Annotated in this window: 25 protein-coding genes and 1 riboswitch; of the genes, 9 read left to right on the forward strand and 16 right to left on the reverse strand. The window is 62.9% G+C overall.

From position 1 onward, the window contains the following. Positions 1-206: 206 nt before the first annotated feature. Positions 207-560 (forward strand): MerR family transcriptional regulator, encoded by a 354-nt coding sequence (locus ACYU0X_RS01350; protein ID WP_461901885.1) that lies wholly within the window; start codon positions 207-209, stop codon positions 558-560. On the opposite strand, the gene ACYU0X_RS01355 is transcribed toward ACYU0X_RS01350, so the two are convergent. After that, positions 561-1,139, reverse strand: coding sequence for a GNAT family N-acetyltransferase (locus ACYU0X_RS01355; protein WP_461901886.1), 579 nt, complete (start codon positions 1,137-1,139; stop codon positions 561-563). A 116-nt stretch (positions 1,140-1,255) separates the two neighbouring features. Between ACYU0X_RS01355 and ACYU0X_RS01360 the strand changes: the two genes are divergently transcribed. Beyond that, entirely contained in the window at positions 1,256-1,687 is a 432-nt protein-coding gene (locus ACYU0X_RS01360) for an SRPBCC family protein (protein WP_461901887.1), read from the forward strand. Positions 1,688-1,780: 93 nt separating this feature from the next. On the opposite strand, the gene ACYU0X_RS01365 is transcribed toward ACYU0X_RS01360, so the two are convergent. Genes ACYU0X_RS01365 through ACYU0X_RS01385 form a run of 5 tightly spaced genes read right to left on the reverse strand, consistent with a single transcriptional unit; the run spans position 1,781 to position 7,542 of the window. After that, complete coding sequence (locus ACYU0X_RS01365) at positions 1,781-2,059, reverse strand: HPr family phosphocarrier protein (protein ID WP_309410091.1); 279 nt, start codon at positions 2,057-2,059, stop codon at positions 1,781-1,783. A gap of 32 nt (positions 2,060-2,091) precedes the next feature. Then, on the reverse strand, positions 2,092-3,786 hold the full coding sequence (ptsP, locus tag ACYU0X_RS01370; RefSeq protein ID WP_461901888.1) for a phosphoenolpyruvate--protein phosphotransferase: 1,695 nt from the start codon (positions 3,784-3,786) through the stop codon (positions 2,092-2,094). Further along, a complete protein-coding gene (locus tag ACYU0X_RS01375; RefSeq protein ID WP_461901889.1) occupies positions 3,783-5,801 on the reverse strand; it encodes a PTS fructose transporter subunit IIABC in 2,019 nt (672 codons plus the stop codon). Before ACYU0X_RS01375 ends, ptsP begins: the two co-directional genes overlap by 4 nt. A gap of 2 nt (positions 5,802-5,803) precedes the next feature. Further along, a complete protein-coding gene (locus ACYU0X_RS01380; protein ID WP_461901890.1) occupies positions 5,804-6,769 on the reverse strand; it encodes a 1-phosphofructokinase family hexose kinase in 966 nt (321 codons plus the stop codon). Continuing rightward, on the reverse strand, positions 6,766-7,542 hold the full coding sequence (locus ACYU0X_RS01385; protein ID WP_459275391.1) for a DeoR/GlpR family DNA-binding transcription regulator: 777 nt from the start codon (positions 7,540-7,542) through the stop codon (positions 6,766-6,768). The genes ACYU0X_RS01380 and ACYU0X_RS01385 overlap by 4 nt, the downstream gene beginning before the upstream one ends. Before the next feature lie 202 nt (positions 7,543-7,744). Here ACYU0X_RS01385 and ACYU0X_RS01390 point away from each other — a divergent pair, with 202 nt between their 5' ends. Continuing rightward, on the forward strand, positions 7,745-8,374 hold the full coding sequence (locus ACYU0X_RS01390; protein ID WP_461901891.1) for a class I SAM-dependent methyltransferase: 630 nt from the start codon (positions 7,745-7,747) through the stop codon (positions 8,372-8,374). Positions 8,375-8,536: 162 nt separating this feature from the next. Here ACYU0X_RS01390 and ACYU0X_RS01395 read toward each other — a convergent pair whose 3' ends face one another. Further along, positions 8,537-9,079 carry a dihydrofolate reductase family protein gene (locus ACYU0X_RS01395; protein ID WP_461901892.1) on the reverse strand — a complete coding sequence of 181 codons (543 nt, stop codon included), beginning with the start codon at positions 9,077-9,079 and terminating at the stop codon, positions 8,537-8,539. A 470-nt stretch (positions 9,080-9,549) separates the two neighbouring features. On the opposite strand from ACYU0X_RS01395, the gene ACYU0X_RS01400 reads away from it, so the two are divergent. The 5 genes from ACYU0X_RS01400 (at position 9,550) to ACYU0X_RS01420 (ending at position 12,094) form a co-directional block, all read left to right on the forward strand. Next, positions 9,550-9,966 carry a YkvA family protein gene (locus ACYU0X_RS01400; RefSeq protein ID WP_461901893.1) on the forward strand — a complete coding sequence of 139 codons (417 nt, stop codon included), beginning with the start codon at positions 9,550-9,552 and terminating at the stop codon, positions 9,964-9,966. A 106-nt stretch (positions 9,967-10,072) separates the two neighbouring features. Beyond that, the gene (locus ACYU0X_RS01405; RefSeq protein ID WP_461901894.1) at positions 10,073-10,330 is read left to right on the forward strand and encodes a hypothetical protein; all 258 of its coding nucleotides are present in this window, start codon (positions 10,073-10,075) and stop codon (positions 10,328-10,330) included. A 67-nt stretch (positions 10,331-10,397) separates the two neighbouring features. Further along, positions 10,398-10,937 carry a DUF421 domain-containing protein gene (locus ACYU0X_RS01410; RefSeq protein ID WP_461901895.1) on the forward strand — a complete coding sequence of 180 codons (540 nt, stop codon included), beginning with the start codon at positions 10,398-10,400 and terminating at the stop codon, positions 10,935-10,937. Then, positions 10,934-11,203: a TfoX/Sxy family DNA transformation protein gene (locus tag ACYU0X_RS01415; RefSeq protein WP_461901896.1), complete on the forward strand. Its 270-nt coding sequence runs from the start codon at positions 10,934-10,936 to the stop codon at positions 11,201-11,203. The genes ACYU0X_RS01410 and ACYU0X_RS01415 overlap by 4 nt, the downstream gene beginning before the upstream one ends. Positions 11,204-11,326: 123 nt before the next feature. Then, the gene (locus ACYU0X_RS01420; protein ID WP_461901897.1) at positions 11,327-12,094 is read left to right on the forward strand and encodes an isocitrate lyase/PEP mutase family protein; all 768 of its coding nucleotides are present in this window, start codon (positions 11,327-11,329) and stop codon (positions 12,092-12,094) included. A 30-nt stretch (positions 12,095-12,124) separates the two neighbouring features. Here ACYU0X_RS01420 and arfB read toward each other — a convergent pair whose 3' ends face one another. The 5 genes from arfB to ACYU0X_RS01445 all read right to left on the reverse strand — a co-directional run bounded on the left by arfB (position 12,125) and on the right by ACYU0X_RS01445 (position 16,119). Next, positions 12,125-12,565 (reverse strand): alternative ribosome rescue aminoacyl-tRNA hydrolase ArfB, encoded by a 441-nt coding sequence (gene arfB / locus ACYU0X_RS01425; protein ID WP_461901898.1) that lies wholly within the window; start codon positions 12,563-12,565, stop codon positions 12,125-12,127. Positions 12,566-12,644: 79 nt separating this feature from the next. Next, the gene (locus ACYU0X_RS01430; RefSeq protein WP_461901899.1) at positions 12,645-13,562 is read right to left on the reverse strand and encodes an SDR family oxidoreductase; all 918 of its coding nucleotides are present in this window, start codon (positions 13,560-13,562) and stop codon (positions 12,645-12,647) included. Positions 13,563-13,666: 104 nt separating this feature from the next. Further along, complete coding sequence (gene arr / locus ACYU0X_RS01435; RefSeq protein WP_461901900.1) at positions 13,667-14,092, reverse strand: NAD(+)--rifampin ADP-ribosyltransferase; 426 nt, start codon at positions 14,090-14,092, stop codon at positions 13,667-13,669. A gap of 171 nt (positions 14,093-14,263) precedes the next feature. Continuing rightward, the gene (locus ACYU0X_RS01440; protein WP_461901901.1) at positions 14,264-14,755 is read right to left on the reverse strand and encodes a CoA-binding protein; all 492 of its coding nucleotides are present in this window, start codon (positions 14,753-14,755) and stop codon (positions 14,264-14,266) included. A 2-nt stretch (positions 14,756-14,757) separates the two neighbouring features. Then, positions 14,758-16,119 (reverse strand): O-acetylhomoserine aminocarboxypropyltransferase/cysteine synthase family protein, encoded by a 1,362-nt coding sequence (locus ACYU0X_RS01445; protein ID WP_461901902.1) that lies wholly within the window; start codon positions 16,117-16,119, stop codon positions 14,758-14,760. A gap of 95 nt (positions 16,120-16,214) precedes the next feature. After that, a riboswitch (SAM riboswitch) is annotated at positions 16,215-16,309 on the reverse strand. Between the two features lie 80 nt (positions 16,310-16,389). Here ACYU0X_RS01445 and ACYU0X_RS01450 point away from each other — a divergent pair. Next, a complete protein-coding gene (locus ACYU0X_RS01450; RefSeq protein WP_461901903.1) occupies positions 16,390-16,962 on the forward strand; it encodes a histidine phosphatase family protein in 573 nt (190 codons plus the stop codon). A 175-nt stretch (positions 16,963-17,137) separates the two neighbouring features. On the opposite strand, the gene pntB is transcribed toward ACYU0X_RS01450, so the two are convergent. The 4 genes from pntB to ACYU0X_RS01470 form a co-directional block, all read right to left on the reverse strand. Further along, on the reverse strand, positions 17,138-18,562 hold the full coding sequence (pntB, locus tag ACYU0X_RS01455; RefSeq protein WP_461901904.1) for a Re/Si-specific NAD(P)(+) transhydrogenase subunit beta: 1,425 nt from the start codon (positions 18,560-18,562) through the stop codon (positions 17,138-17,140). Between the two features lie 42 nt (positions 18,563-18,604). Further along, positions 18,605-20,158 (reverse strand): Re/Si-specific NAD(P)(+) transhydrogenase subunit alpha, encoded by a 1,554-nt coding sequence (locus ACYU0X_RS01460; protein WP_461902768.1) that lies wholly within the window; start codon positions 20,156-20,158, stop codon positions 18,605-18,607. Between the two features lie 265 nt (positions 20,159-20,423). Next, positions 20,424-22,745: an FdhF/YdeP family oxidoreductase gene (locus ACYU0X_RS01465; RefSeq protein ID WP_461901905.1), complete on the reverse strand. Its 2,322-nt coding sequence runs from the start codon at positions 22,743-22,745 to the stop codon at positions 20,424-20,426. A 122-nt stretch (positions 22,746-22,867) separates the two neighbouring features. After that, the gene (locus ACYU0X_RS01470; RefSeq protein ID WP_461901906.1) at positions 22,868-25,387 is read right to left on the reverse strand and encodes a GcvT family protein; all 2,520 of its coding nucleotides are present in this window, start codon (positions 25,385-25,387) and stop codon (positions 22,868-22,870) included. Between the last annotated feature and the right edge of the window lie 10 nt (positions 25,388-25,397).

The raw sequence follows: 25,397 nt of genomic DNA on the forward strand, positions 1-25,397 counted from the left end.
GGGCTCCATTCATGAAAGTGGCAGGGATGATTCCTGCGATTTGTGGGTAATCTGGGCTGCGCGCGGCGATGCGCGGTCGAAGACGGATGGTGCCTTGTTGGCAAGTCTCCGGGACAGAGCTTAACCCTAACCTAACGTAAGGGTAGAGTTGAAATTTCTGTGCGTATAATCGCGGTGAACATTGAGCTACGAAGAGAGGCCGGCTGATGCTGATAGGTGATCTGGTCGAGGCCACCGGCCTATCCCATCGAACCATTCGCCACTATGACGAGGTCGGTCTTCTGCCCGCCAGCACCCGGAGCGAGGGTGGCTACCGTGTGTATTCCGAATCGGACTTGCGGCGCATGCTTCGGATCCGGTCGATGAAACCATTGGGCTTTACCCTCGATGAAATGCGTGAGCTTTTGGACACAATTGACGCCTTGGACACCGACCCCACCGACCCCGCGGTGCGCGAGAAATTTGCCGCTTATGTGGCTTCGGCACAGGCTAAGCGCGATAAACTGGCGCTGAATTTGGAGCGCGCGGATGCCCTGCTGGACGAACTGACCGGGCGTTAATTACTGCCCGAACGTGAGCGGGGAAGCTAGCCGGCGTTCGAGTAAGACGGTGTCCCGCCAGTGCCCGGCCAGTGGACCGTGGCTCATCAGACCGATCCCTTCGCGCATCCCCACGACGCGAAATCCGTGACGCTGATGCAGGGCGAGACTGGCCGCGTTTTCGGGAAAGATCGAGGCCTGCAACATCCAAATGCCGTTGGCCTCGGCCTGTGTAATGAGGTGGCCCAGTAGCGCCTTGCCGATGCCTTGCGCGCGACGCGTTGGATCCACGTAGAGTGAATGCTCAACCACCCCGGCGTAGACCTCACGGGTCGAGACCCGGCTGGCGGCGCACCAGCCGAGTATTTCCTGCTCCGCGGACTGCGCTACGGCGCTGAGACCTGGCACTTTGCCCGTGCAGAACTCTGCCCAGTCCTTGGGTGGTGCGTCGGCGAAGGTGGCGTGACCGGAAGCGATCCCGACGGCGAAAATGTCGTGGACGCGCGGCCAGTGTGCCGCCGTCATCGGAACTAACTGGACGGGTGGTGTTGGCTCGATGGCTTCACCGCCGGTGGCGAACGGTGGTCTGTGCGAGGTCATGCCCACATTATTGCCGAAGCGCAGCGGGGGAGCGTAGCGCGTTTCAGCACACAGGGCACTGTGAATTTTCCGGCAGACCATAGCCGCGGACCGCGGCGCAATGGCATGATGCGGGTATGAGTGAAGTGACGGTATTTGAGTCCTCCGGGGTGATCCGGCTGTCCGTGGCCCGCGTCTGGGAACTGCTCACCGACTGGGTTTCCATGCCGCTGTGGGCGCCCGGGGTGCAGCGCATGCAACCGGCCGAGGACCGCTTGGCTCCCGGTCTGCGCCTGGACTACCTCAGCGCGGGGCATGAGCGTCAACTCACCGTCCACGAAGTTGAACCAGAAAAGCGCTTGGTTTTGCGCACCGGAGATGGCCCGGACTCCTTGGCCTATAGCTTTAGCCTCGACGAGAGCGCGGGGCAGGCCAAAATGCTGCTGCGCATCACGGTACTGAACCCGGATCTGTCCAGCGCGGAACTCGCGGATCTGGCCGAAGAGGTCGCCAAGCGCGACGGGGCCACGCTGTATCAGCTCAAGCGCTACGCCGAGAGCGCGCCCTAAGCGACCCACAGCAGACTTAATCAGCGAAGGCAGGCGACCGGTGATCGGGGCGCCTGCCTTCGTGGTGTGCGCGCTGGCGGCGCGCAGCGAGTATTACTCGGTGTCGTGGTCGGTTTCCAGCACGGCGGCAAGGGTGTCGAGGACCGCTTCGGCCCCTTCGCCCTCGGCGCGCAGCACGACCTTGGTGCCGTATTCGGCGCCGAGGCCCATGAGCGAGAGGATGCTCGAAGCGTCCAGCGCGTCCTCGGCCGGCTCACCTTCGAGGGCGATGGTGACCTCCAGCGGCTGCTCGGAGGCGGCCTCGGCGAAGATCGCGGCCGGACGGGCGTGCAGGCCTACACGGCTGCCAATGGTTGCAATGCGTTCTGCCATGATGACTCCTATTGGTGTGGGTTGTTTGAAGATTACAGGCCGTAGCGTTCGAGTTCGGGTAGTTCGGCGCGCACCAGGGCACGTGCCTCTGCCGCGCTAGGCGCGGCCAGCGCCCGCTCGGCAAGGCTGCGGGCCGTCGACAGGGTGATGGTGCGCAGTACGGCAGCCACCGGGGCCAGGGCTCGCTTGTTCATCGAGAGCGTGGCGACGCCCAAACCGACTAGCACGACCGCAAGGGCCGGGTCCGCTGCGGCTTCACCGCACACACCGACGGGTTTACCCCCGGCATTCTGGGCGCCCCGGCAGGAGGCGGCGACCAACTGCAGAACGGCCGGCTGCCACGGGTCGTTCAGTTCCGCCAACGCACCGAGCTGCCGGTCGGCGGCCATGGTGTACTGGGTCAGGTCGTTGGTGCCGATGGACACGAAGTCGCAGGTGCCGAGAATTGGTTCGGCCAGCAAGGCCGCGGAGGGCACCTCGATCATCACGCCGGTGGTGCGCAGCCCTGCCTCGGTGGCCAGCCGTGCAAAGTCTGCGGCTTCGGCCGGGGTGGAGATCATCGGGGCCATCACCCAAACGTCGGCCTCGTGGTCCGCGGCGGCCTGCGCAATGGCGGCGAGCTGACGGGCCAACACACCCGGGGTGGCCCCGTCCGTGCGGTAACCGCGCACACCCAGTGCCGGGTTCGGTTCGCTGGCGTCGGTGAGGAACGGCAGTGGCTTATCCGCACCCGCATCGAGGGTGCGCACCACAACCTTCGCCCCGGCGAAGGCCTCGAACACCGCGCCATAGGCCTCGACCTGTTCTTCGTGGCTCGGTTCCTTATCCCGGTTCAAGAAGCAGAATTCGGTGCGCAACAGGCCCACGCCCTGCGCCCCTGCCGCCGCAGCGGCCTGTGCGTCGCTGCCGCTCCCCACATTGGCCAGCAGCGGGACGAAGTGGCCGTCGGCCAATTCCCCGGTGCCCGAGAATTCCGGCACCTGCTCGCGTGAGGCATAGGCGGTGGCCAGGGCGATCTCCGCGCTACCGGGGTTACGCACCACGCGGCCATCGATGCCGTCGACGAAGACGAGATCACCGTCGGCCAACTCGATGCTCTGCCCGGCGGCGACAATGGCCGGCAAGCCGAGCGAACGCGCAATGATCGCGGTATGCGACTGGGGCCCGCCATCGGAGGTCACCAGGGCCAGCACCTTGGCCGGGTCGAGGGTTGCCGTATCGGCCGGCGCCAAATCCACGGCGGCCAGCACGAAGGGCTCGTTAGCGTCCGGAATTCCGGGGGCGGGCACCCCGCGCAGGGCCGCGACGATGCGGGCGCGGACGTCCAGCACGTCGGTGGCGCGTTCGGCCATGTAGCCGCCCAGGGCGGTGAGCTGGGTGGCCACGGCGTCGGCTGCTTCCCAGATGGCCGACTCGGCGCAGGTGCCCGAGGCGACGAGCTTGGTCGCGGACTTCAGCAGCGAGCGGTCCGCGGCCATCAACGCGGTAGCCTTCAGCACGGCCTGGGCGTTGCCGGTGGCGTGTGCGGCGCGTTCCTTGAGCTGCGCGGCGACCTCTGCGGCGGCATCGGCCAGACGCTGGGTTTCGGTTTCTACGCTGGCCCCCTCCGGGAGCGGAGCCCCGTCAGCCGGGGCCGCGACCGGGTCGGGCATCCTGAGCACCGGGCCGATCACCCGTCCGGCGCTGACGCCGACCCCGGCGAAAACTTGTTGGGTTGCGTGACTCATGCTGCGACCTTTCCTGCCGTGGCAGCGCTGGCTTCAACGGGTACCGAACGGCGGGCGAACTTCTTGAGCAACACGACCAGTCCGGCGGAGACGACGGTGCCGATGGCGGTGGCCACCAGGAACATCGGCCAGGTGTTGTTCATGGCGAAGAAGACGAAGATACCACCGTGCGGGGCCTGGGAGAGCACCCCGAAGCTCATGATCAGCGACCCGGTCACACCGGCTCCGACCATGGCGGCCGGGATAACGCGCAGCGGGTCGGCCGCGGCGAAGGGGATCGCGCCTTCGGAGATGAATGCGGCGCCGAGCAACCAGGCTGCCTTGCCGTTTTCGCGTTCGGCCTGGCTGAAGAGCTTGGGGGAGATCACCGTAGCGAGGGCCAGCGCCAGCGGCGGAACCATACCGGCGGCCATCACCGCGGCCATGATCATCAACGGCGCCGGGTTATCGACAATCGACCCGGAGCCCAGGCCGGCCACGGCGAAGGAGTAGGCAACCTTGTTCACCGGACCGCCGAGGTCGATGGCCATCATCAAACCGAGGATCAAGCCCAGCAGCGCCGCGGCCACACCGGTCATTCCGGACAGCCAGCCGTTCAGTGCCAGGGTGAGCTTGGCGATCGGGCCGCCGAGGAACAGGAACATCAGGCCCGAGGCGATGATCGAACCCAGCAGCGGCACGATCACCACGGGCATCAGCCCGCGCATGAACCGCGGCACATTCCACGAGTTGATCCAACGGGCCGCGAGACCGGCGAGCAGGCCACCGACGATACCGCCGAGGAAGCCGGAGCCCATGAATCCGGCGACGGCACCGGCGGTGAAGCCCGGGGCAATACCCGGACGGTCCGCGTAGGCGTAGGCGATGTAACCGGCGAGCGCCGGCACCAAAAAGCCCATGGACAGTGCACCGATCTTGAAGGCCACCGCCCCTAGGTAGGCGGCGAGGCCACCTTCGGGCAGGTTGAACAGCGTATTAGCGCCCAAGATGTCGTCGGTGACATCGGTAATGTCGTAACCACCGAGCAGGAAGCCCAGCGCGATCAGCAGACCACCACCGGCGACGAAGGGGATCATGTAGCTGACACCGGTCAGCAGCGCTCGCTTCAGTCCGGCACCGACGGATTCCTTGCCGCCGGTCTCTTCGCTGGCCTCGCTGGGGCCGCCGGCTGGTACCTTGCGCGCATTCGGGTCACTGGAGGCGGCGATGGCGTCCTTGATGAGCTTTTCTGGCTCGTCGATGCCGCGCTTCACCGGCACCTGGATCACCGGCTTGCCGGCGAAGCGGGCGCGGTCGCGTACGTCGACATCCACGGCAAAGATGACCGCGTCCGCGGCGGCGATGGTCTCGGCCGGCAGCGGGGTGGAGCCCGAGGAGCCCTGAGTTTCAACGGCGAAGTCGACGCCCAGATCGGCTGCGGTTTGAGCGAGCGAGTCGGCGGCCATGTAGGTGTGTGCGATGCCGGTCGGGCAGGCGGTGACGGCCACGATGCGCTTCTTCGCCGCCGGCGCCTCGGTGGCGGAAGCGGTTTCGGCCGGTGTCTCGGCGACCGGGGCCTGCGGGGCATCGGAGGTGACCGCACGGACTAGTTCGACGATCTCTTCGGGCGTCTGAGCCTCGCGCAGCGCAGAGGTGAAGGTCTTCTTCACCAGTGCACGGGCCAGCTTGGAGAGCAGTTTGAGATGGTCCTTATCGGCGCCGGCGGGGGCGGCGATGAAGAAGATGAGATCCGCTCCGCCATCCTTGGCGCCGAAGTCCACGGTTTGCGGCAACCGGGCCATGGCCAGGCTGGGCACGGCGACGGCGGCCGAACGGCAGTGCGGAATCGCGATGCCGCCGGGGACACCGGTAGGGGTCTTTTCCTCGCGGGCCAGCCCGTCGGCGGCCAGGGCATCCGCGTCGGTTGCGCGGCCGGTGCCGGCCAGCAGGGCCGACAGCTCCTTGATAACCTCGGCACTGCTGGAACCCAGCGGTGCGTCGAGGCTCACCAACTCGGGGGTAATCAATTCGGTCATTGTTATGCCTTTGCCTTGTGCAGGTCCCGGAGGGAAACCGCATTCACTGTTAGGTCGTTGGGGGTGGGGATGGTGGAGCCGGGAAGCGCCACCGCCGCCGAGCCGTATGCCACGGCGCGGATGAGGCAATCAGAAAGTGGATCGCCTGCACTTGAAGCCAGGAGGAAACCGGCCAGGGCCGAATCGCCGGCACCGACGGTGCTGCGCGCGGTAACCGGTTCATGCACCGCGTGCAGCGCCTGGATACTCGAAACCAGCACCGCTCCGGCGGAACCGAGGGTGGCCAGCACGAGTCCGACTCCGCGGTCGACCAGCGTTGCGGCCGCCGCGGCGGCGGCTTGCAGATCGGCTTCCAAGTCTTGGGTTGTGCCGGTGAGCTCTGCCAGTTCCTGAGCGTTGGGTTTGATCAGGTCGGGCAGGCTGGCCGGGTTGGCCTCCCGCAGTGCCAGCAGCGGCGCGTCGGAGGTGTCCATCGCAATTGGTGGGCAGCTCTCGCCGAGCGCCTCGCGCAGTGCCTGGGTCAGCGTGAGGTAGTAGTCCTCGGCCACTCCAGGGGGCAGCGAACCGGCGAGTACCACCCAGCTGGCCTGTTCCGCGTGCTCGATCAAGGTGGCGAGCACCTGATCCAGTGTCTGCGGTTCCAGAGTTGGGCCCGGTTCGTTGATCTTTGTGGTGACGCCCTCGGGGTCGGCCAGGGTGATATTGGTGCGTAGTCGGGCGTCGATGGGGATGTTGCGGTAGGCCAGCGCGTCGGCGGCCAGCGCCAACACCAGCGGGTCGTCGTCGGCCCCGGGCAGCACGGCCAGCGTGGGCTCACCGGCTTGGGCGATGGCCCGAGCGACGTTCACCCCTTTGCCGGCGGCCTGCACGGAGCTCTGCACGGCGCGTTGCACCTCGCCGGGGGCAAGGCTCTCGGCCAGTTGCACGGTTTGGTCCAGTGCGGGGTTCAGGGTCAGGGTCAGGATCATGCGTAGAGCACCTCCACATCGGCATCGGCCAGAGCCGACGCCAGGGAGGCGTCGGGAGTACCGGTGGTTATCAGGGTGTCGATTTCGGCGAGCTCGGCAAAGCGCACCAGTGAGCGTTCGTTGAACTTCGAGGCGTCGGCCAAAACCACCACGCGCTTCGCGGCGGCCACAATGGCGCGTTTGACGTCGGCTTCCATGGGGTCCGGGGTGCTCAGCCCGAAGCTCGGGTCGATGGCGTTGGTGCCGACGAAGGCAATGTCGGCGCTGAGTCCGTCGAGTTCGGCCACCGTGCGCGACCCGCTGGCCGCGCCGGTGAGTCCGCGGATGCGTCCGCCGATGAACTCGATCGGCAGTTCTGGGTTGGCGCTGATACTGGTGGCGATGGGCAGCGCGTGGGTGATCAGCAGGTGCTGATGTTCGCTGGGGCTTTGGGCGATGAGTTCGGCCAGAAGTCCGGTGCTGCTACCGGCATCGAGCAGGATCGAGGTATCCGCGGCGGGAATGAGGTTAAAGGCTGCCCGTGCGATCCGCGCCTTGTCGTCGGCGTGGAGCGTGCTGCGCACCAGGTGGCTTTCCTCGCGGGTGCTGGAGCTGAGGGTGCTGACGGCTCCGCCGTGCACACGGCGTAGCGAGCCGAGCTGTTCGAGCTGATCCAGATCGCGACGCACGGTTTCTCGGGTGATTTCAAAACGCTGGGCCAGGTCCGCGACGGTGACCTTTCCGGCGCTGGCTAGCAGCTCCGTAATGGCCTGCTGGCGTTCCTCGGCAAACATCGTTTCCACCCTTCGTGACCTGCCACACGTTCTGTGTTTGTATGACTTTATGCCCGTTTATGTGGCATCGTCAAGCTTAATTTCGGTAGAACTTTACGAGTATCTGTGTTTATGTTGCAGTGATTCTGTTTAACTGGCCGCTGGCGGGGCGCTGACGTGGGGAGTTAAGGCGAAAGGAGGGGCCGGGTGCCAAGATGGAGCCATGGCAACGCGAGCAGACACCGATCATTGGCCGCGCTATAACAAGGCGCAGCGCACTCGCGGGGTGCGCGACCTCTGTGCTGAGATTATCGACCGGGCCGGTCCCGGTGCGGGGCGCCATGCGCTGGACCTCGGGGCCGGTGCGGGAGTGGAAACCCGAGCCCTGCTTGCCGCCGGTTGGGCGGTCCACGCGATCGACTCCGCCCCAGACAGCGCCACGCAGATTCGAGAGGGCCTCGCGGGTGAGCGCGCCGCCAGGTTAACCATTGGCGAGCACTCCTTCGCGGATCTCGACGCGCTACCGGCCAGCGATCTGGTTTACGCGGGATACTCGCTACCCTTTATGGATCGCAGCTCATTTGGTACCTTCTGGCCCTTGCTCACCGAATCTGTTCGTCCCGGCGGCTGGGTGGCAGTCAACCTTTTCGGGGCGTCCGATACGTGGGCTGCCGATACGTCGATGAACTCCTGGGAGCGGTCGGAGATCGAAGCACTCTTCGAGGGGCTGGAGCTGATCGAGCTACGGGAGGCCGAGTACGACGGAATGTCCTTCAGCGGCCCGAAGCATTGGCATGTCTTCGACGTGATCGCCCGCGGCCAGGTGGCCAGCGGCGGCAGCACGCAGTTCTGACTCATACGCCTACGGATTTAGTGCGCGCAGACTAACCTGTATGCACCCGATAATCGCCACGGCAAAAAGGTATCGCCGGGGTCGGGCCTAGAACTAGTTTTGGAAAGGTTATTGTTCTGCCATGTGGCGAGCGGATCGCAGTGATTTTTCGGCAACGAAGAATTAGCGAACTACACGGTAAATTAGGTGAGTTTCACTGGCGAACGCTGCTGTCTCGAGCCGTACAAGCTCAACGGGCTGTTCTAAACCAGAGAAAAGGGATATTCCCTCTCCGAGTAAGACCGATGCAATGTCGAGATGGAGTTCGTCAACGAGTCCAAGCTGGAGACACTGGCGCGAAATGCTCCCTCCCAGCAGACTGACCCACTTGTCGTCGGCCGCTAAGGAGGCTTGTTTGACAGCCGAAGCGATGTCGTCAACCACGAATTTATAGGTGACTCCCTCAAATTCGATGGGTTCATGCGGAGTATGAGTCATGAGAAAGACCGGTGCCTTGATCATGCCGCCGTAAGGTATTTCTCCGGGCTCAATGGTTTGGGTCTTGTTCGCTCCTCCGATTATTGCGCCGATGTTGTTCATGACATTCTCAACAACTTTGTCGTCTTCCGGTGCTGAGGGTCTACCGAACATCCAATCGACTCCGCCAGCTTTATCTGCAATGAATCCGTCGAGTGTCATCGTGGCGTGGACGATTACTTTTGCCATCGAGGGCTCCTGGCGCGTTGGGTGAGTCGCTCAATTCCGTGGTCTCAACCTAATCGGCACAAACAACGAGGTCAAGGAAGATGCTGAGATCGGCCGGGCTTCATGCAGCAATGAGCGACTAGCTAATGCAAACCAAGAGGGGCGGCCCGACTTCGGATTCTGCGAGTCTTCGGCGCTAAATTACATTTCAACGGAGCACCTTTTTAGCGAGCTAGCCAACTTAGGTTCTCCCGAGTGCTAAGAGCAACCTCTCCTCCTAAACGCGGGTTTCTCAGGTGGGCTTGGGGCAAAGGATTAGGGATTCGTGCGCGTGGATATCAGCGAAGATGCCGAAGACAGCCTCGGCTGCTTCGGAGCAGGCGTCCCCACCGCATTCATGAAGCCACGGTATGCTGCGGTCGATAAACTATCCGGAGTTTCGTTGACGTGCCACGGGCCTAATGCCTTGGGCCTTTATGGTGGGGATGCCGATGACCGGATCATTGTGGTGGGACGTGCTACTGGGAGCCCTGGTTGGACTTCTGGTGCTTTGGCTGGCGCTTATCGTGGCGTTGGTGCTCGTGCGGCCCCGCGGTGATCTACTGCGCGAGGCGTTGCGGCTCTTACCGGATCTGTTGCGGCTGTTGCGCCGAGTGGCAGCAGACCGCGCGCTGCCGTGCGGGGTACGCGTTCGCATCGTGCTGCTCATGCTTTATCTGGCACTACCCATTGACCTGGTGCCCGATTTTCTTCCGGTGATCGGTTACGCCGACGATGCCATCATCGTGGTGTTGGTATTGCGTCAGGTCGTGCGCCGGGCCGGCATCGACGCGGTACGCGCCCACTGGCCCGGTTCCGCGGACGGATTCGCCGCACTTGTGCGCCTATGCAACCTGCGCGCCCAGTGAATCAAAGAATCTCCGATGACCTATCCACTTGAGCCGATATTGTCAGAAATGTAGGCTAATGAGCGCGCTAGCCGGTCAAGCGAGTCAACATGTCAAAGGAGTGCGTATGCGAAATTACCTCGGACTAAACACTGCCTCCGATGGCTCACATCCGCCGCTCTGGCGCGGGGTCAGCAGGGCCAAGCGGGCGCTCGCCGCCGGTGTGAGCCTGGCGATGGCCATCGTGGTTTTCGTGATCTCCTCGTGGCTTCTTGCCCCGGCGACGGGTTTCGCCAGCTACGTACCCTGGCTCTTCGCCGCCGGTGCCTTGCTCCTGACAACGCTCATTGCCGAGCGCGCGATGGTGCGCGGGGAGCACCACTAGCCGAAGCCGCTTAGCCGCCTTCGTAGGTCTCGTCATAGAGTGGATGACGAGATACAGGAGGTGGGCAGTGAGCGAGCTGCTGGGAATTACATGGCTTGAAGCCGGTGCCGTCGCAATGGCCACCATCGGAATGTACATTGCGCTGATCCTGCTGGTGCGGTTGTGTGGGCAGCGCATGCTTTCGAGCATGTCCAGCTATGATCTCGCCGCGGTCATTGCCTTCGGCGGGATTATTGCCCGGGCCGCACTGGGAGAGTCGCCTCGCTTGGGCGGGGGCATTGTGGCTCTGGTGACCCTCGTGGGCTTGCAGGCAACCTCGGGTCTTCTACGCCGCACGCGCTTTGGTGCGGCACTAATCGTCAACCGTCCGATGTTGCTTATGGCGGGCCCGCAGATTATTGAAAAGCACATGCGACGCTGCGACGTATCGCACGGCGAGCTCGATTCGAGACTACGGCAGGCAGGCATTTCACATCCCTCGCAGGTAGCTGCGGTGGTTTTCGAACCCTCCGGGGCGTTGAGCGTCATCCGTGCCGGCCAGCCAATATCCCTGGAAATATTCGATTCCGTGGTCGGGGTGGAGTACTTGAAATCGGTGCAGCCATGATCGCTGCACACGGTTGGGCCGCGGTGCGCAATATGGGGCCTGCCTCGGCGCAGCGGTTGGAAGCGATCGGTCTCGCCGATCCAGCGGTACTACGTACCCTTGGCCCGGTGGAAATCTATCTGAGGTTGTGCGACGCCTATCCGGGGCAAATCTCGCGCACCATGCTGTGGGCGCTGGCCGGCGCAGAGCTCGATCTCGACTGGCGAGAATTGCCCAGCGAGCTACGAGAACAGCTGTTGGACCAGGTGGCCGAGAGCGCCGGCTAAGCACCGGATGAGAGTTTGCTCAGAGCGCAGACCGGGCCGGTGAAGTGCCGATATTGCTCTGTTAGCCTGAGGCGAGAGCACCGGCGAGATCTCGCCGGTGCCCATCGAGCCAAGGAGACTCACATGCCCAATGTTCACGAACTGGCCAGCACACTATCCACCGCTCACAGCTCGGGCCGTTTGCTCGTGCTTCCCACTGTCTGGGACACGTTCAGCGCCGCCGTGGCCGTCGATGCAGGTTTCGAAGGGCTCACCGTTGGTAGCCATCCGGTAGCCGACGCAATCGGTAGCGCGGACGGCGAAAAGATGGATTTCACGCAGTACCTGGCGGTGGTCCAGCGCATCACTTCCTCCGTCGAAGTGCCCGTCAGCGCCGATGTTGAATCGGGGTATGGTCTGGCCCCGGAGGAACTGATCAATCGGCTTCTTGAAGTTGGCGCCGTGGGTGCCAACATCGAAGATGTCGTTCACCGCGAAGGTGATCGCGTGCGCGATCGCAATGAGCACGCCGACTACATCGCCGCCGCCCGCCAAGCAGCCGATAACGCCGGCGTGGACTTCGTCATTAATGGTCGTACCGACGCGGTCAAGCTCGGCACGGACGTCTTCGCCGACCCGCTGGCCGAGGCCGAAGCTCGCATTCAGCTGATGGAACAGGCCGGGGCTCGTGCGGTCTATCCCGTTGGTTTGAGCACGGCAGAGCAAGTGACCAAGTTGGTGGCCTCCGTAAACGTCCCGCTGAATGTCACCGCGCATCCTGTAAAGGGCCACGGCGCCGGGGATTTGAGCGCGCTTACCGCACTTGGTGTGCGCCGGGTGAGCTTTGGCCCGCTGTGGCAGATGTGGTTAGCCGAGACCTCCAAGGAACAACTGGCCGCTTGGCGTAGTTAGCATTCCGGCCGCGGCACAACCTGCCGCACCCTACTCGGTGCCCGGGCGGCGCCGGAAGCTCTTAGTTTCGGAGCGGCGCCGTTTCGCCTCAATGCGTCGGCGTTGCGAGCCTTTCGTGGGGCGCGTGGGACGCCGCGGTATCGGTGGAACCAGCGCCTCACGCAAGACTCCGGCTAAGCGTTCGCGCGCCGCGGCACGATTCTGTCGTTGTGATCGGAACTCCGAGGCATCGATACTCAGCACCGTTCCGCTCAGCTTGCTCGCTAGTTCCTTCAGTGCCCTCGAGCGTTGCTCGTCGTTCAAGGCCGTGGTGCTGGCCAGATCTAAACTTAGCTGCACTCGCGAGTCGGTGGTATTGACCCCCTGGCCGCCCGGCCCCGAGGCGCGCGAAAACTGCTCACTGAGTTCGGCGGCTGGAATCCGTAGCCCCTTGGGTGCTCCGGGTCCCGGCGGTACGAGCAGATCGTCCATCTCACCAGTGTGCCCTACAACCGGTTGCCTCAAGGAACGCAGTACCCGGGCACGTGCCGGTTCGTGGCCCAGCCCCGGCTCATGGTGCCCGGTGCGTACCCGTCGTTGAATCTACCTCGGAGTTTTGCGCAGCGGCCAGCGATGCGTAGTAAGAGCGCAGGGTGTGCGAACCGTGTAGCTCACCCACGGAGTCTCGTTGCATGCCCTCGATGAAGAAGCGGGTTAACGAACCGCTACGTGGCCCCATCCGATCCGCAATCCACGTTGCGCAGGAGGCCAGCGCATGAGGGAGGGCGACATAGCGAGGGGTCTTTCCCGCAGCCTCGGCCGCCAGCTCCACGATCTCGCGATAGCTCAGGGCCTCGGGGCCTCCAACATCCCACGAACCCGCCCCGTACGACAGGCGCTGGACACAGAACTCGGCCAAGTCCGCGCCGTGGATGGGGCTCAGACGGACACTCCCGTCTCCGAGACCCACGGCCAGTCCGCGCCGGGTGAGCTCGAAAATCTCGGTCAGATCGGAGAAGTAGCCGGAAGGATTCACGATCTGACCGGTGACCTTCGAACGTTTGAGCGCCTGCATGAAGGCGTATTTCGCGCGCATCAGCGCCGAGGTGCCCTCCGCGGCATTCATCACCCCGACGTATAGGAATGAATCCACCCTCGCTTCCTCGGCCAGCTCGAGATAGCGTAAGTTCAGGCGGAAATCGATGTCCCAAGGATCGGCCTTCTGCCGTGTCACGCCCAATGCCGAGAATACGTGGTGCACCCCATCCACGACCGAGGTCCCGAGCTCGGATGCGTCGCGAGCGACGACCCACTCATCGACCAAACCTTCCAGGGCCGGTGCGCCGAAGGAGCCGGTGGCCATTGCCCGGTCTTGGTCGCGCACCACGACACGGATGATGAAACCCTGTGCCTTAAGCCGTGCGACGAGAAAGCGTCCGACGTAGCCGGTGGCCCCGACTACCAGTGCCCGTTTGTCCCTGGAATCCATGACGGTCATAACCTTTCGACGAGGTGCATTGCGGGAGGTGCCCGCCCGGTCAGTTATATGCAGGCTCAGGGACGCATTGAGTCCGAGCCGTTCACGGAATCGACCTAGTTAATGATCTCTGCCTTAGATTCTCGAATCCCGGCGATCCTCTCGCGCCAGAGCGCGAGTTGCTCTTGGGTGAGGCGAGTCCAGTCGGTCACTTCCTCGAGCACTCTTAGTGGCACTGCGCTCCGGTAGGAGCGCGTCGGATTGCCGGGAAACTTCTTGTCCGTGACATTTGGGTCATCTTCAAAGTCACCGGTGGGTTCCACCCGGTAAACATGGGCGCTCGCGCCCTCGGGCCCCAGCATTGCGGCAATCTCAGCGGCCAGCCCGGCTCCATCACGCTGCGCGGTGAAATACACGTGGTTCATGGTGATCTCCGGACGATAGTTCGAGGGGTGTCCGGCGATAATGAGGTCGCCCGGTCGCAGTACGGCGCGGGTTCCATGGAAGAAGGTGTCCTGATCGTTGGCGTTCTGTGAGCTCACGCCGCGATCATAACAGGGTGGAGCCTAGCGCGGACGGAACATCAAAGCGGCGGTCGTTTCCCGCAAATCCTGCGTTAGCTTGGCCAGGCTGGCCGCCGGGTAGGGAACGGCGGCCAGGGGGTAATGAGCAGCGGAGGGACCCAGCCCGGTGCCCTCCGCTACTGCGAATTCTCAGGCCAGTTGCTGACGCTTGGAGGATATAACCCCGGTATTGAAACCGGCCAAACGCAAGCCGCCGTAGAACCGCGCATGCTCAATCTTCACGCACCGGTCCATCACCACATTCATGCCGGCAGCTTCGGCGCGACGAGCAACCTCTTCATGCCAGGACCCCAACTGTAGCCATAGGATCTTGGAGCCAACGGCTAGCCCCTCGTCCAATACCCCGGGAAGGTCATCATGTTTGCGGAAAACTTCGACCATGTCGGGCACCTCGGGCAGGTCGGCCAGCGACTTGTAGACCGGTTGTCCCAGAATTTCATCTAGCACCGGGTTCACGAAGTACACGGTGTACTTACTTGAAGAGAGCAGGTAGGTGGCCACAAAATAGCTAGCCCGCGACGGCTTATTGGAGGCACCGACAATGGCGATGCTCTTCGTCTCGCGCAGAATCTTCAGTCGCTCGGCGGCCGAAGGCCCCTGCCAGCTGCGATCGTGCGTCATGCTTAAGCCCCCTTCGGAGTAGTGATGGTGCAGGCTGCGCCATCGAAGTTTGCCGCTACGGCTGGTGATGGCTCGGCAACCTGCTGCGCGGCGGTCAGGGCCTGATCGAGATCCCAAATAATGTCCTCAACATCTTCAAGGCCGACGGAGAGGCGGATCAGGTCTTCGGGAACGCCGGCTGACACGAGCTGTTCGGCGGTGAGCTGCTGGTGGGTGGTGGAGGCCGGGTGCAGTACCAAGGTGCGGGCATCACCAATATTGGCCAGATGGCTGGCCAGTTGCAGGGAGTCGATGAATTTCGCTCCTGCGGCCCTCCCTCCGGCCACACCGAAACTGAAGACCGAGCCGACGCCCAGCGGCAAGAGCTCACTGGCCCGCTGGTGTTGCGGATGTCCCGGCAATCCAGCGTAATTGACGTAGCTGACTCGCTCATCTGCTTCCAGCCAGGCCGCCACAGCCTTGGCGTTGGCCAAGTGAGCGTCCATCCGCTGGGGCAGCGTCTCGAGGCCTTGCAGCAATTGGAATGCCGACTGGGCCGGTAGTGCCGGGCCAAAGTCGCGTAGCTGTTCGCTGCGGAGCTTGGTCAAGAAGCCGTATTCACCAAAGTTGCCCCACCATGAAACATTCCCGTAGCTGGGAACCGGTTCGGTCATGGTGGAGAATTTTCCATTGCCCCAGTTGAAGGTGCCGGCCTCGATGACCACGCCGCCCAAGGTGGTGCCGTGCCCGCCGATGAATTTCGTGGCCGAGTGGATCACAATATCTGCGCCGTGCTCGATCGGCCGGAGCAGGTAGGGAGGAGTCAGCGTCGAGTCCACCACAAGGGGGATGTCGTGACGGTGCGCCGCCTCGGCGAGCCCCTTCACATCGGCAATATCGCCGGAGGGGTTGGCGACTACCTCCGTGTAGAGCACCTTGGTATTGGGGCGAATCGCCGCCTCAAAATCTGCTGCTTCATTGGAATCGATGAAGGTGGTTTCGATACCAAAGCGCCGTAGCGACACATCAAGCTGGGTGATGGTGCCGCCATAGAGCTTCGCCGAGGCGACGATGTGGTCCCCGGCTTGTGCCAACGCTGCGAAAGTGATGAACTCCGCTGCCATGCCGGACCCGGTGGCGACGGCACCGATGCCGCCTTCGAGGGAGGCCATGCGTTCTTCGAACGCGGCGACCGTCGGGTTGCCGATGCGTGAGTAAATATTTCCGTACTTTTGCAACGCGAACAGGTTCGCGGCATCGTCGGAGTCCTTGAAGACGAAGGACGTGCTTTGGTAGATCGGGACCGCGCGGGCACCGTGTTCGGCGTCGGGGGTGCCCCCAGCGTGTAGTGCGCGGGTGCGGAACCCGAAAGTATGGTCGGCCATGGGAAGGTATCGGCTCCTTAGTCGAGGCTGAATTCGAGGCAAGGAATCCCGAGGCTCAATGTCACTTTGCGGCCATCGAGTCGAGGCGGAAAGTTGCTCCATCGTTTCTGGCGGTAGCACCGTAACCACCGGCTGTGGCAGGTTGCTGCGGCGTCATCGAACCAGATCTCTCGGCCGCTCGGGATGGTACGTAACAGTTTGCCAATGTGACCGTTTGTGAACCAAGTATGCGTCGTAACGTTGCGGCCTACGGTGGTTAGACTCGGTGATATGACTGCTTCGATTGCCCTAGTTCGCCATGGACAAACCGACTGGAATCTGGCCGGGCGCCTGCAAGGTCAAACGGACATCCCACTAAACGCTACGGGACGACAACAGGCGCGCGAGGTCGGCCGCTCGCTACAGGCGGGCGCCTGGGACTTGGTACTCGCCTCGCCACTGGGTCGGGCACAGCAGACGGCCGAGCTCATCGCCGAAGAAGCGGGGCTGGCCACCGGCCGACCGGTTGCCGGGGTGATGGAGCGATTCTTCGGCGAGCTGGAGGGGAGGATCCCGGCGGAACTTCCCGAGGGAGCCTATGAACAGTTATTGGAATCGGCAGAATCGAGCCACGCGGTGACCGCCCGGTTGACTCGGACCCTGTGTGCGCTCGCCGAAGAGTACCCGGGACAACGCATCCTTTGCGTGAGCCACGGCGGTGCCATGCGCCGGTTGCGTGATGCTCTGCTCGGGCGTCGTTTGCCCGAGCCGGTCGCCAATGGCGAGATACTGCCCGTACCCTTGCCGCGGCTATACGAGCTGGCGGGGGAACTGGGGATTGAAGTTCCTGTCGCTACCCGTTAGCGCTGGGTTTACCAGCGGGCGGGGCCTAGCGCGGTAGCTGCTCACCACGGCTCGCCTTGCTGGCCGGCGAAGGCGGGTGGACCTAGGGGCAACGTAGGACTCGTTGCGAAACGACAATCGCCGCAACCCCTTGAAGGAGTTGCGGCGATTGGTGGGAGAGGACTGGCTGCGTTAGCTACAGGGTGCGCAGAATGTCTTCGACACGCTCCTTGGCGTCACCGAAGAGCATTTGCGAGTTCTCCCTGAAGAACAACGGGTTTTGCACGCCGGCGTAGCCACTGGCCATGGAGCGCTTGAAGACGATCACTCGCTCCGACTCCCAGACACGGAGCACCGGCATTCCGGCGATGGGGCTTCCGGGATCTTCAGCGGCTGCCGGGTTCACCGTGTCGTTGGCACCGATCACGAGCACCACGGTGGTTTCGCTCAGCTCGTCGTTGATCTCGTCCATTTCCAGCACGATGTCGTAGGGCACCTTAGCCTCGGCCAACAGCACGTTCATGTGCCCGGGCAGTCGGCCCGCCACCGGGTGGATACCGAAGCGAACCTTGACGCCCTGTTCGGTGAGGCGGTGAGCGAGTTCGGCGACCGGGTACTGTGCCTGAGCGACGGCCATGCCGTAGCCCGGAGTGATCACTACGCTATCGGCCGAGGCGAGAAGCTCTGCGGTTTCCTCGGCGGTGATTTCGCGGTGTTCGCCCTGCTCCTCGTCCTTCGACGCGGAGGCTTCGATACCAAAGCCGCCGGCGATCACCGAGAGGAAGGAACGGTTCATCGCCTTGCACATGATGTAGGACAGGTAGGCACCGGAGGAACCCACCAGCGCACCGGTGATAATGAGCAGATCGTTGCTCAGCAGGAAGCCAGCGGCCGCAGCGGCCCAGCCCGAGTAGCTGTTGAGCATGGAGACCACCACCGGCATATCGCCGCCGCCGATGGATGCGACCAGATGCCAGCCCAGCACGAATGCCAGAACGGTGACGGTCACGAGCTGCCAGAGGGCAGTGTTCTGCACATACAGCACCGTGAGCACCACAAAGGCCACCAATAGCACCAGGTTGATGAGGTTCTTGCCCGGGAGTGTGAGCGGTCGCGACTTCATCCGTGCCGAGAGCTTCAGGAAAGCCACGATCGACCCGGTGAAGGTCACGCCACCGATGAAGATGCCGATGAACACCTCACCCCGGTGAATATTCTCCAGCGCACCATCGAGCGGTGGGTGCTCGAGATGGCCGTTCCAACCGACCATCACGGCGGCCAAACCGACGAAGCTGTGCAGTAGGGCGATGAGTTCGGGCATCCCGGTCATTTCCACAACCCGGGCACGCCAGAGTCCAATGGCGCCACCCACGACGACCGTGACCACAAGCAGTGTGAGGCCAAGTCCCTGGTTACCTTCGCCGGGAGCACCAAACAGGCTCAACGCGACGGTTGAAAGTAGGGCCAAGGTCATGCCGATGATGCCAAAGACGACGCCTCGCCGTGAGGTTTCGTGCTTGCTCAGCCCGGCAAGGCTGAGAATAAAGAGGAGACCGGCGGTGATGTAAGCCGCGCTCGCCAAGGAGCCAACGGTCAAGAGACCGGGAAGCTGATCGGTCACGAGAGAACTCCTAAGGTCAGAAGGTCAAGGGCGATTGCGGGGTTAGTCATGAGCCGAACCTCCGCGTGAGAACATCGCGAGCATTCGTCGGGTCACCGCGAAGCCACCGAAAATATTGATTGTGGCCAGTAGAACCGCGCAGGCCGAGAGGATCTGCACCAGCAGATTTCCCGAGGTGATCTGCACCATCGCGCCGACCACGATAATGCCGGAGATCGCGTTGGTGACCGACATCAGTGGCGTGTGTAGCGCGTGCTTAACCTTGCCGATGACGTAGAAACCAATGACGACAGACAAGATTAGTACCGTGAAATGCTGCGCGAGCGGAGCCGGGGCCACCGCGTTGACGAGGAACAGCAAGGCAATGCCGACACCAATGAGAACGCCTTGCCCCTTGGCACCAAGACCGCCGGAGTGTTCGCTGGTCGGCGTAACCGGCTCGGCGGGTTGCTGCTGTGGCGGGGCCGCGGCAACCTGCACCGGGGGAGGTGGCCAGGTCTTTTCGCCGGAGCGCACCACGGTGACCGAGCGCTGCACCACGTCCTCGAAGTCCAGCACCAGCTGCCCGTCCTTGCCGGGGGTCAAAAGCTTCAGCAGGTTGAGGATATTCGTGCCGTAGAGCTGTGAGGCCTGGGCAGGGAGACGTCCGGGCAGGTCGGTGTAGCCGAGGATGATGACGCCATTCGGGGTCACCACGCGCTCTCCAGCGACAGAACCTTCGACATTTCCACCCTGGCCGGCGGCCATATCAACGATGACGCTACCGGGCTTCATGCTGGCGACGTCTGCCGCCGTGATGAGCCGGGGCGCGGCACGGCCCGGAATCAGCGCCGTGGTGATGATGATGTCGACCTCGGCGGCCTGTTCGCTATAGATCTGGGCGGCGCGCTCGTTGTACGCGTCGCTGGTCGCCTTCGCGTAACCGTCGGTCGACTGCATCTGCTCTTCGACCTCGACCTTGAGGTATTCGCCGCCGATCGACTTGACTTGATCGGCTACTTCGGGCCGCGGGTCGGTCGCGCGCACAATGGCACCGAGGCTACTGGCAGCACCGATCGCCGCGAGCCCCGCGACACCGGCTCCAGCGACCAAGACCTTGGCCGGTGGAACCTTGCCCGCCGCGGTGACCTGACCTGTGAAGAAGCGCCCAAACTCATGGGCAGCTTCGACCACCGCTCGGTATCCGGCGATATTGGCCATGGAACTGAGCACATCCATGGATTGCGCACGGGAAATGCGCGGCACTGCATCCAATGCCAGTGCGGTAATCGGGCGCCGAGCCAGATCTTCAACCAGCTCCGGGCGCAGGCCCGGACTGAGTTGTGCGATCAGTGTGGCCCCCGTCTGCAGCTGGTCTAGCTCATCATTGGTCGGAGGATTGATCTTAAGGACTACATCGCTGGCCCAAGCCTCGGTCGTACTCACAATGCGAGCCCCAGACTGGACATAGGCGTCATCCGGGAAGGAAGAGGCCGCTCCTGCCTGAGTCTCGACGAGAACCTCGAAGCCTAGGGCCAGAAGTTGTTTAACCGTGGCCGGTGTGGCCGCAACACGTGTTTCGTGACCCGCTTCGGCCACGATGCCTAATTGCGTCAAATTGAAACTCACTTTCGTTACTCGAGCGGGCATCATTGCCCGGAACGTTCACGACATCAAGCTTGGTATATCTTTGATATATTACGAACGAATATACTACTAGCCGGTCGATGTTGGCTAGGAAATGTATATATTGTCCGAAAACTGGGCCGTGCTCTGCGCCGCACAACGGCGCCGTTTCCCGCCCAAACGAGCCAAGACCCCGAACCGGAGAAGTGCGGCCCGGGGTCAACCTTGCTCGGCGATATGCCGTAGCTCGCGGAGGTTAGCTGTCCAGGGTAGGTCCTGGCTGCAGCTCATGAGGTACGAAGCGCACCATCATCGCCTTGAACCCTGGCGTGTTCGACTCACGCGCCACCAGATCGCGATGCACCAAGGCATTCGCTTCCGGGTAGTACGCCGCCACGCAACCCCGAGCAGTGGGGTAGGAGACCAGCCGGAACCGGTTCGCCCGCCGCTCGCTACCGGCAAAGGTCGAAATCACATCCACCAAATCACGATCGGCGAAGCCGGTCTCCGCCAAATCATCGGGATGGATCAGAATTACGCGACGCCCATCCTTAATACCGCGGTACCGGTCGTCCAGGCCATAGAAGGTGGTGTTGTACTGATCGTGTGACCGCATGGTCTGCAGGATCAAGTGTCCTTCCGGAGCGCTCAGCGACTCAAACTCGCTGACCGTGAACTGACCTCGACCGCTGGAGGTGGCAAAGGAACGGGTATCGCGAGGAGGATTCGGCAACACAAAGCCATTCTTCTGGCGAACCCGCCGGTTGAAATCCTCAAAGCCCGGCAACACCCGTGCAATGTGGTCGCGGATCACATCGTAATCCTCGGCCATGCTGCGCCAATCTACCGGGTGATCATCGCCCAAAATCGCCTGCGCCATCCGTGCCACGATCACCGGCTCGGCCAGCAAGTGCTCAGAAACCGGCGTCAGTCGGCCCTGGGTGGAGTGGATGACCGACATCGAGTCCTCCACTGAGAGGAACTGCGCTCCCTTCGGGTGCTTATCGTCTTTATCGGTACGTCCCAGCGTCGGCAAGATCAGCGAAGTCTGCCCGTGAACCACATGTGAACGATTCGGCTTCGTGGAAACGTGTACCGTGAGCTTCGCCCGGCGCATTCCGGCTTCCAACGCCTCGGTGTCCGAATTCGCCAACGCGAAGTTTCCACCCATGGACACGAAGACATCCACCTCGTCATGCTCAAAGGCATGCAGAGTCTCGGTCGAGTCGTACCCGTGGGCGCGCGGAGAGGTAATCCCGAACTCGGCGTCCAGGGAAGCCAGCAGTGCCTCGGTGGGCTTCTCCCAAATACCCATGGTGCGATCGCCCTGAACGTTTGAGTGTCCGCGTACCGGGCAGGCGCCAGCCCCTGGCTTACCGAAGTTCCCCTGCAGCAACAGCAGGTTAATGATCTCCTTCAACGTAGGCACCGAGTGCGGCTGCTGGGTCAGACCCAGCGCCCAGCAAATGATGGTGGCCTTGGACTTGGCCAACAGTTGTGCGATCTCGGTGATTTGCTCCCGCGATAGGCCCGTGGCTTCCTCCGTGGCCGACCAATCGATTTCGGAACGTGCCTGACGGTAGGCTTCGAAGCCTTCGGTGGCAGAATCGATGAATGCCTGGTCGATGACGGTACCCGGGTTCTGCTCCTCGGCCTGCAGGAGCAGGTGCCCGAAAGCCTGGAACAACGCCAGATCTCCGCCGACCTTGATTTGCAGGAAGTCGCTACTAATCGGTGCCGACTTACCCATCATGCCCGAGGCCCGCTGCGGGTCCTTGAACCCCATGAGCCCGGCTTCTGGCAGCGGGTTAATGGACACCACGCGGGCACCACGCTCGCGCGCCTCGGACAGCGCCGAAAGCATGCGCGGGTGGTTCGTCCCGGGATTCTGTCCCACCACGAAAATCAGTTCCGCATGATCGAAATCTTCGAGGCTGACCGTGCCTTTACCAATGCCGATCGTGGGATTCATGGCGGTACCCGAGGACTCGTGGCACATATTCGAGCAGTCCGGCAGGTTGTTGGTGCCGATGCTGCGGGCCAAGAGCTGATACAAGAATGCGGTCTCGTTCGCCGTACGCCCCGAGGTGTAGAACACGCACCGGTCTGGGGTGGTGGCATTCACGTGCTCGGCGATCGTCGCAAAGGCATCGCCCCAGCTGATCGGGGTGTAGTGAGTTTCGCCCGCACGAATAATCATGGGGTGAGTAATGCGGCCCTGTGAACCGAGCCAGTACTCGGTTTTCTGTTCGAGCACCGAAATCGGGTGCTCTTCGAACCACTCTGGAGTTACGGTTCGGGCGGTGGATTCCTCGGCGATGGCCTTGGCGCCGTTCTCGCAGAACTCGGCTGGCTTCCGCTTGCCGGTAATCGACTCGGGCCAAGCGCAGCCGGGGCAGTCGAATCCGCCGCGCTGATTCACGCGCAACATTGAACGGACCGTGCGCGAGGGGCCGGCCTGCGCGAACCCGCGCTGCAAGGAGACCATTACCGCTTCGAGACCCGCGGCACTTGATTTGGGTTTACTGACCTTAAGGTCGTCTTCGTTTATATCTTCGATCGGGGCCTTGCGATGCATGGTCGTTGTCCTTCGTACGAACGGGGAGGTAAGGGGGATCTAAGGAAATTCTCTCGCAGATGCCTACGGCCGGCCACACCCACCAGATGGAAGGGGTGACCGGCCGTGGGGAACTGGCGGGTTTAGCTGGCCGAGCTGGTTAGCTGCACGCCGCGCAGACGCTCCATCTGCGGGTCGTAGAGCGGATCGTCCACAACGGTCGCCGGGATCTTGCGGCCGAGGTATTCGATTTCGACCTGATCGCCGGTTTCAACGCTCCGTGGCAGCCACGCGTAGGCGATGGGCTTGCGCACGGTGAAACCGTAGGCGGCGCTGGTGACGTATCCGCTGACCTCGCCACCGACGTACACCGGCTCCTTGCCGAGAACGACCGAAACACCATCGTTGACGGTCAGGCAGCGCAGGCGCTTGGTAGCGGCCGCCGCGCGCTCGGCCAGAGCCGACTTGCCGACGAAGTCATCGGTCTTGGCAGCCTTCACGGCGAAGCCCAGGCCAGCCTGTTCCGGCTCGTGCTCGGTGGTCATGTCGGTACCGAAGGAGCGGAAGCCCTTCTCCAGACGCAAGGAGTTGAATGCCTCGCGGCCACCGGCGATGATTCCGTATTCCTGGCCGGCTTCCCAGATGACATCCCAGAGACGGTGTGCAACATCTGCCGATGCGTACAGCTCCCAACCGAATTCGCCGACGTAGGACAGGCGCCAGGCGGTCACCGGAATGCCGCTGATGGAGACCTGCTTGGCGTTGAAGTACTTCAAGCCCTCGTTGCTTAGGTCATCGCGGGTGATCTTGTTGATCGTGTCCAGTGCTCGCGGGCCCCACAGACCGATGCAGCAGGTGCCAGCGGTGACGTCGCGTACGGTGACCCATTCGCCCGGGTTCTCTTCCGTGTGCTTGCGTGCCTCGCGGGAGATGTAGGCCAAGTCCACGTTGGAGTTCACACCGGCCTGGTAGAGCTCCTCCGAAAGACGGGCGACGGTGATGTCACTGGTGATACCGCCATCCTCGTTGAGCAGCAAGGTGTAGCTCACCGCACCCGGCTTGCGCAGCATGCTGGAAGTGGTCAGCTTGTGCAGCATCTTCCCGGCACCCGGGCCCACGATTTCTAGGCGCTTAAGCGGGGTCATGTCGTACATGGCCACCGCGGTACGGGTCTTGTAGGCCTCCACCGCAGCAATCGGGGAGTGGAACTTGTCAGACCATGCGTCGCGCTCCGGAGCTACCCACTCTTCGGGCAGTTCGTCGAGCAATGCGGCGTTGGCTTCGAACCAGTGCGGACGCTCCCAGCCGGTGCCCTCGAGGTAGAACGCACCGAGTGCCTTCTGCTGCTCGTGGAAGGGGCTGACGCGAACGTTGCGCGGGCTGGTGCGTGGCTCCAGCGGGTGGCGCACATCGTAGATTTCCACGAAGTTCTGCTTCGAGGTTTCTTCGACGTACTCGGCGGTGGTCTGCATGTCTTCGAAGCGGTTCAGATCGCAGTCGGTCAGATCGGTCTTCGAGGTACCGGTAGCGATCAGCTCGGCTACTGCCTTGGCAATGCCCGGTGCGTGGGTGACCCACACGGCCTCGGCCACGTAGAAGCCATCGACCTGACGGGACTGGCCAACCAGCGAACCGCCGTCCGGGGTGAAGGAGAAGATACCGTTGAAGCCGCGCTGGATCTCGGTGTTGCGCAGATCCGGCAGGATCTCCTGGGTGTCTTCCCACTGCTGTGCAAAGTCTTCCAGGGTGAAGGGCAGCGAGGAAGGCATCTTTTCGCTGGTGATGTCCTCAGGCTTGTAGCTTGGCAGGGTGTCCAGGTCCACGGCCATCGGGCGGTGAGCGTAGGAACCGATGCCGATGCGGTCGCCCCATTCGCGGTAGTACAGGTCCTTGTCCTGGTAACGCAGGATGGGGCGGGAAGCGCCGTTGGGCAATTCGTTGACGCCGGCCAGGCTCGGGGCCGAGGTTGACCAAGCGAACTGGTGGGCCAGGGGCAGCAGCGGAATCGGGGTGCCGACCATCTTGCCGATGTTCGGGCCCCAGAATCCGGCACAGGAGACCACAATGTCGGCTTCGAATCGCTCTTCGCCGGCGATCACGGCGGTGACCTTGCCACCGGACTGTTCAATATCGGTCACGATGGTGCGGTCGCGGAATTCAACGCCCGCGGCCTTGGCGCGCTCCATGACCAGCTGGGTTCCCTTTGCGGCGAGGGCCAGACCGTCACCCGGGGTGAACAATCCGCCGAGCACCAGCTCTGGGTTCAGCATTGGGAACTTCTTCAGGCACTCCGCGGCGTCGATGACCTCAGCCTCGACACCGTAGGCACGGTTCCAGCCGGCGCGGCGGTGCAGATCCTGCAGGCGCTCCTCGTTGGTGGCGATTTCCAAGCCACCAACCGGAAGGAACGAGCCTCGGCCATCGGAACCGACCAGAGAAGTCAGCTTCTCGATGGTGTACTGGGCAAACTCGGTCATCGACTTTGATGGGTTCGAGGAAAAGACCAGACCCGGGGCGTGCGAAGTGGAACCGCCGGGAATGCCTAGCGGACCCTGCTCCAGCACAAGGATGTTGGTGTGACCCAGTTGGACGAGTTCATCAGCCAGGTTTGCGCCGACGATGCCAGCGCCGATGATGACGACCCGTGGGGAAGTGTTCGTCACGGTGGACTCC

The organism is Glutamicibacter sp. X7 (assembly GCF_054889245.1).

What these genes read in the sequence shown, in the direction of transcription:
- ACYU0X_RS01350 (WP_461901885.1), top strand. Translation starts at nt 207, where the DNA reads ATGCTGATAGGTGATCTGGTCGAGGCCACCGGCCTATCCCATCGAACC.
- ACYU0X_RS01355 (WP_461901886.1), bottom strand. Translation starts at nt 1,139, where the DNA reads ATGACCTCGCACAGACCACCGTTCGCCACCGGCGGTGAAGCCATCGAG.
- ACYU0X_RS01360 (WP_461901887.1), top strand. Translation starts at nt 1,256, where the DNA reads ATGAGTGAAGTGACGGTATTTGAGTCCTCCGGGGTGATCCGGCTGTCC.
- ACYU0X_RS01365 (WP_309410091.1), bottom strand. Translation starts at nt 2,059, where the DNA reads ATGGCAGAACGCATTGCAACCATTGGCAGCCGTGTAGGCCTGCACGCC.
- ptsP (WP_461901888.1), bottom strand. Translation starts at nt 3,786, where the DNA reads ATGAGTCACGCAACCCAACAAGTTTTCGCCGGGGTCGGCGTCAGCGCC.
- ACYU0X_RS01375 (WP_461901889.1), bottom strand. Translation starts at nt 5,801, where the DNA reads ATGACCGAATTGATTACCCCCGAGTTGGTGAGCCTCGACGCACCGCTG.
- ACYU0X_RS01380 (WP_461901890.1), bottom strand. Translation starts at nt 6,769, where the DNA reads ATGATCCTGACCCTGACCCTGAACCCCGCACTGGACCAAACCGTGCAA.
- ACYU0X_RS01385 (WP_459275391.1), bottom strand. Translation starts at nt 7,542, where the DNA reads ATGTTTGCCGAGGAACGCCAGCAGGCCATTACGGAGCTGCTAGCCAGC.
- ACYU0X_RS01390 (WP_461901891.1), top strand. Translation starts at nt 7,745, where the DNA reads ATGGCAACGCGAGCAGACACCGATCATTGGCCGCGCTATAACAAGGCG.
- ACYU0X_RS01395 (WP_461901892.1), bottom strand. Translation starts at nt 9,079, where the DNA reads ATGGCAAAAGTAATCGTCCACGCCACGATGACACTCGACGGATTCATT.
- ACYU0X_RS01400 (WP_461901893.1), top strand. Translation starts at nt 9,550, where the DNA reads ATGACCGGATCATTGTGGTGGGACGTGCTACTGGGAGCCCTGGTTGGA.
- ACYU0X_RS01405 (WP_461901894.1), top strand. Translation starts at nt 10,073, where the DNA reads ATGCGAAATTACCTCGGACTAAACACTGCCTCCGATGGCTCACATCCG.
- ACYU0X_RS01415 (WP_461901896.1), top strand. Translation starts at nt 10,934, where the DNA reads ATGATCGCTGCACACGGTTGGGCCGCGGTGCGCAATATGGGGCCTGCC.
- ACYU0X_RS01420 (WP_461901897.1), top strand. Translation starts at nt 11,327, where the DNA reads ATGCCCAATGTTCACGAACTGGCCAGCACACTATCCACCGCTCACAGC.
- arfB (WP_461901898.1), bottom strand. Translation starts at nt 12,565, where the DNA reads ATGGACGATCTGCTCGTACCGCCGGGACCCGGAGCACCCAAGGGGCTA.
- ACYU0X_RS01430 (WP_461901899.1), bottom strand. Translation starts at nt 13,562, where the DNA reads ATGGATTCCAGGGACAAACGGGCACTGGTAGTCGGGGCCACCGGCTAC.
- ACYU0X_RS01440 (WP_461901901.1), bottom strand. Translation starts at nt 14,755, where the DNA reads ATGACGCACGATCGCAGCTGGCAGGGGCCTTCGGCCGCCGAGCGACTG.
- ACYU0X_RS01445 (WP_461901902.1), bottom strand. Translation starts at nt 16,119, where the DNA reads ATGGCCGACCATACTTTCGGGTTCCGCACCCGCGCACTACACGCTGGG.
- ACYU0X_RS01450 (WP_461901903.1), top strand. Translation starts at nt 16,390, where the DNA reads ATGACTGCTTCGATTGCCCTAGTTCGCCATGGACAAACCGACTGGAAT.
- ACYU0X_RS01465 (WP_461901905.1), bottom strand. Translation starts at nt 22,745, where the DNA reads ATGCATCGCAAGGCCCCGATCGAAGATATAAACGAAGACGACCTTAAG.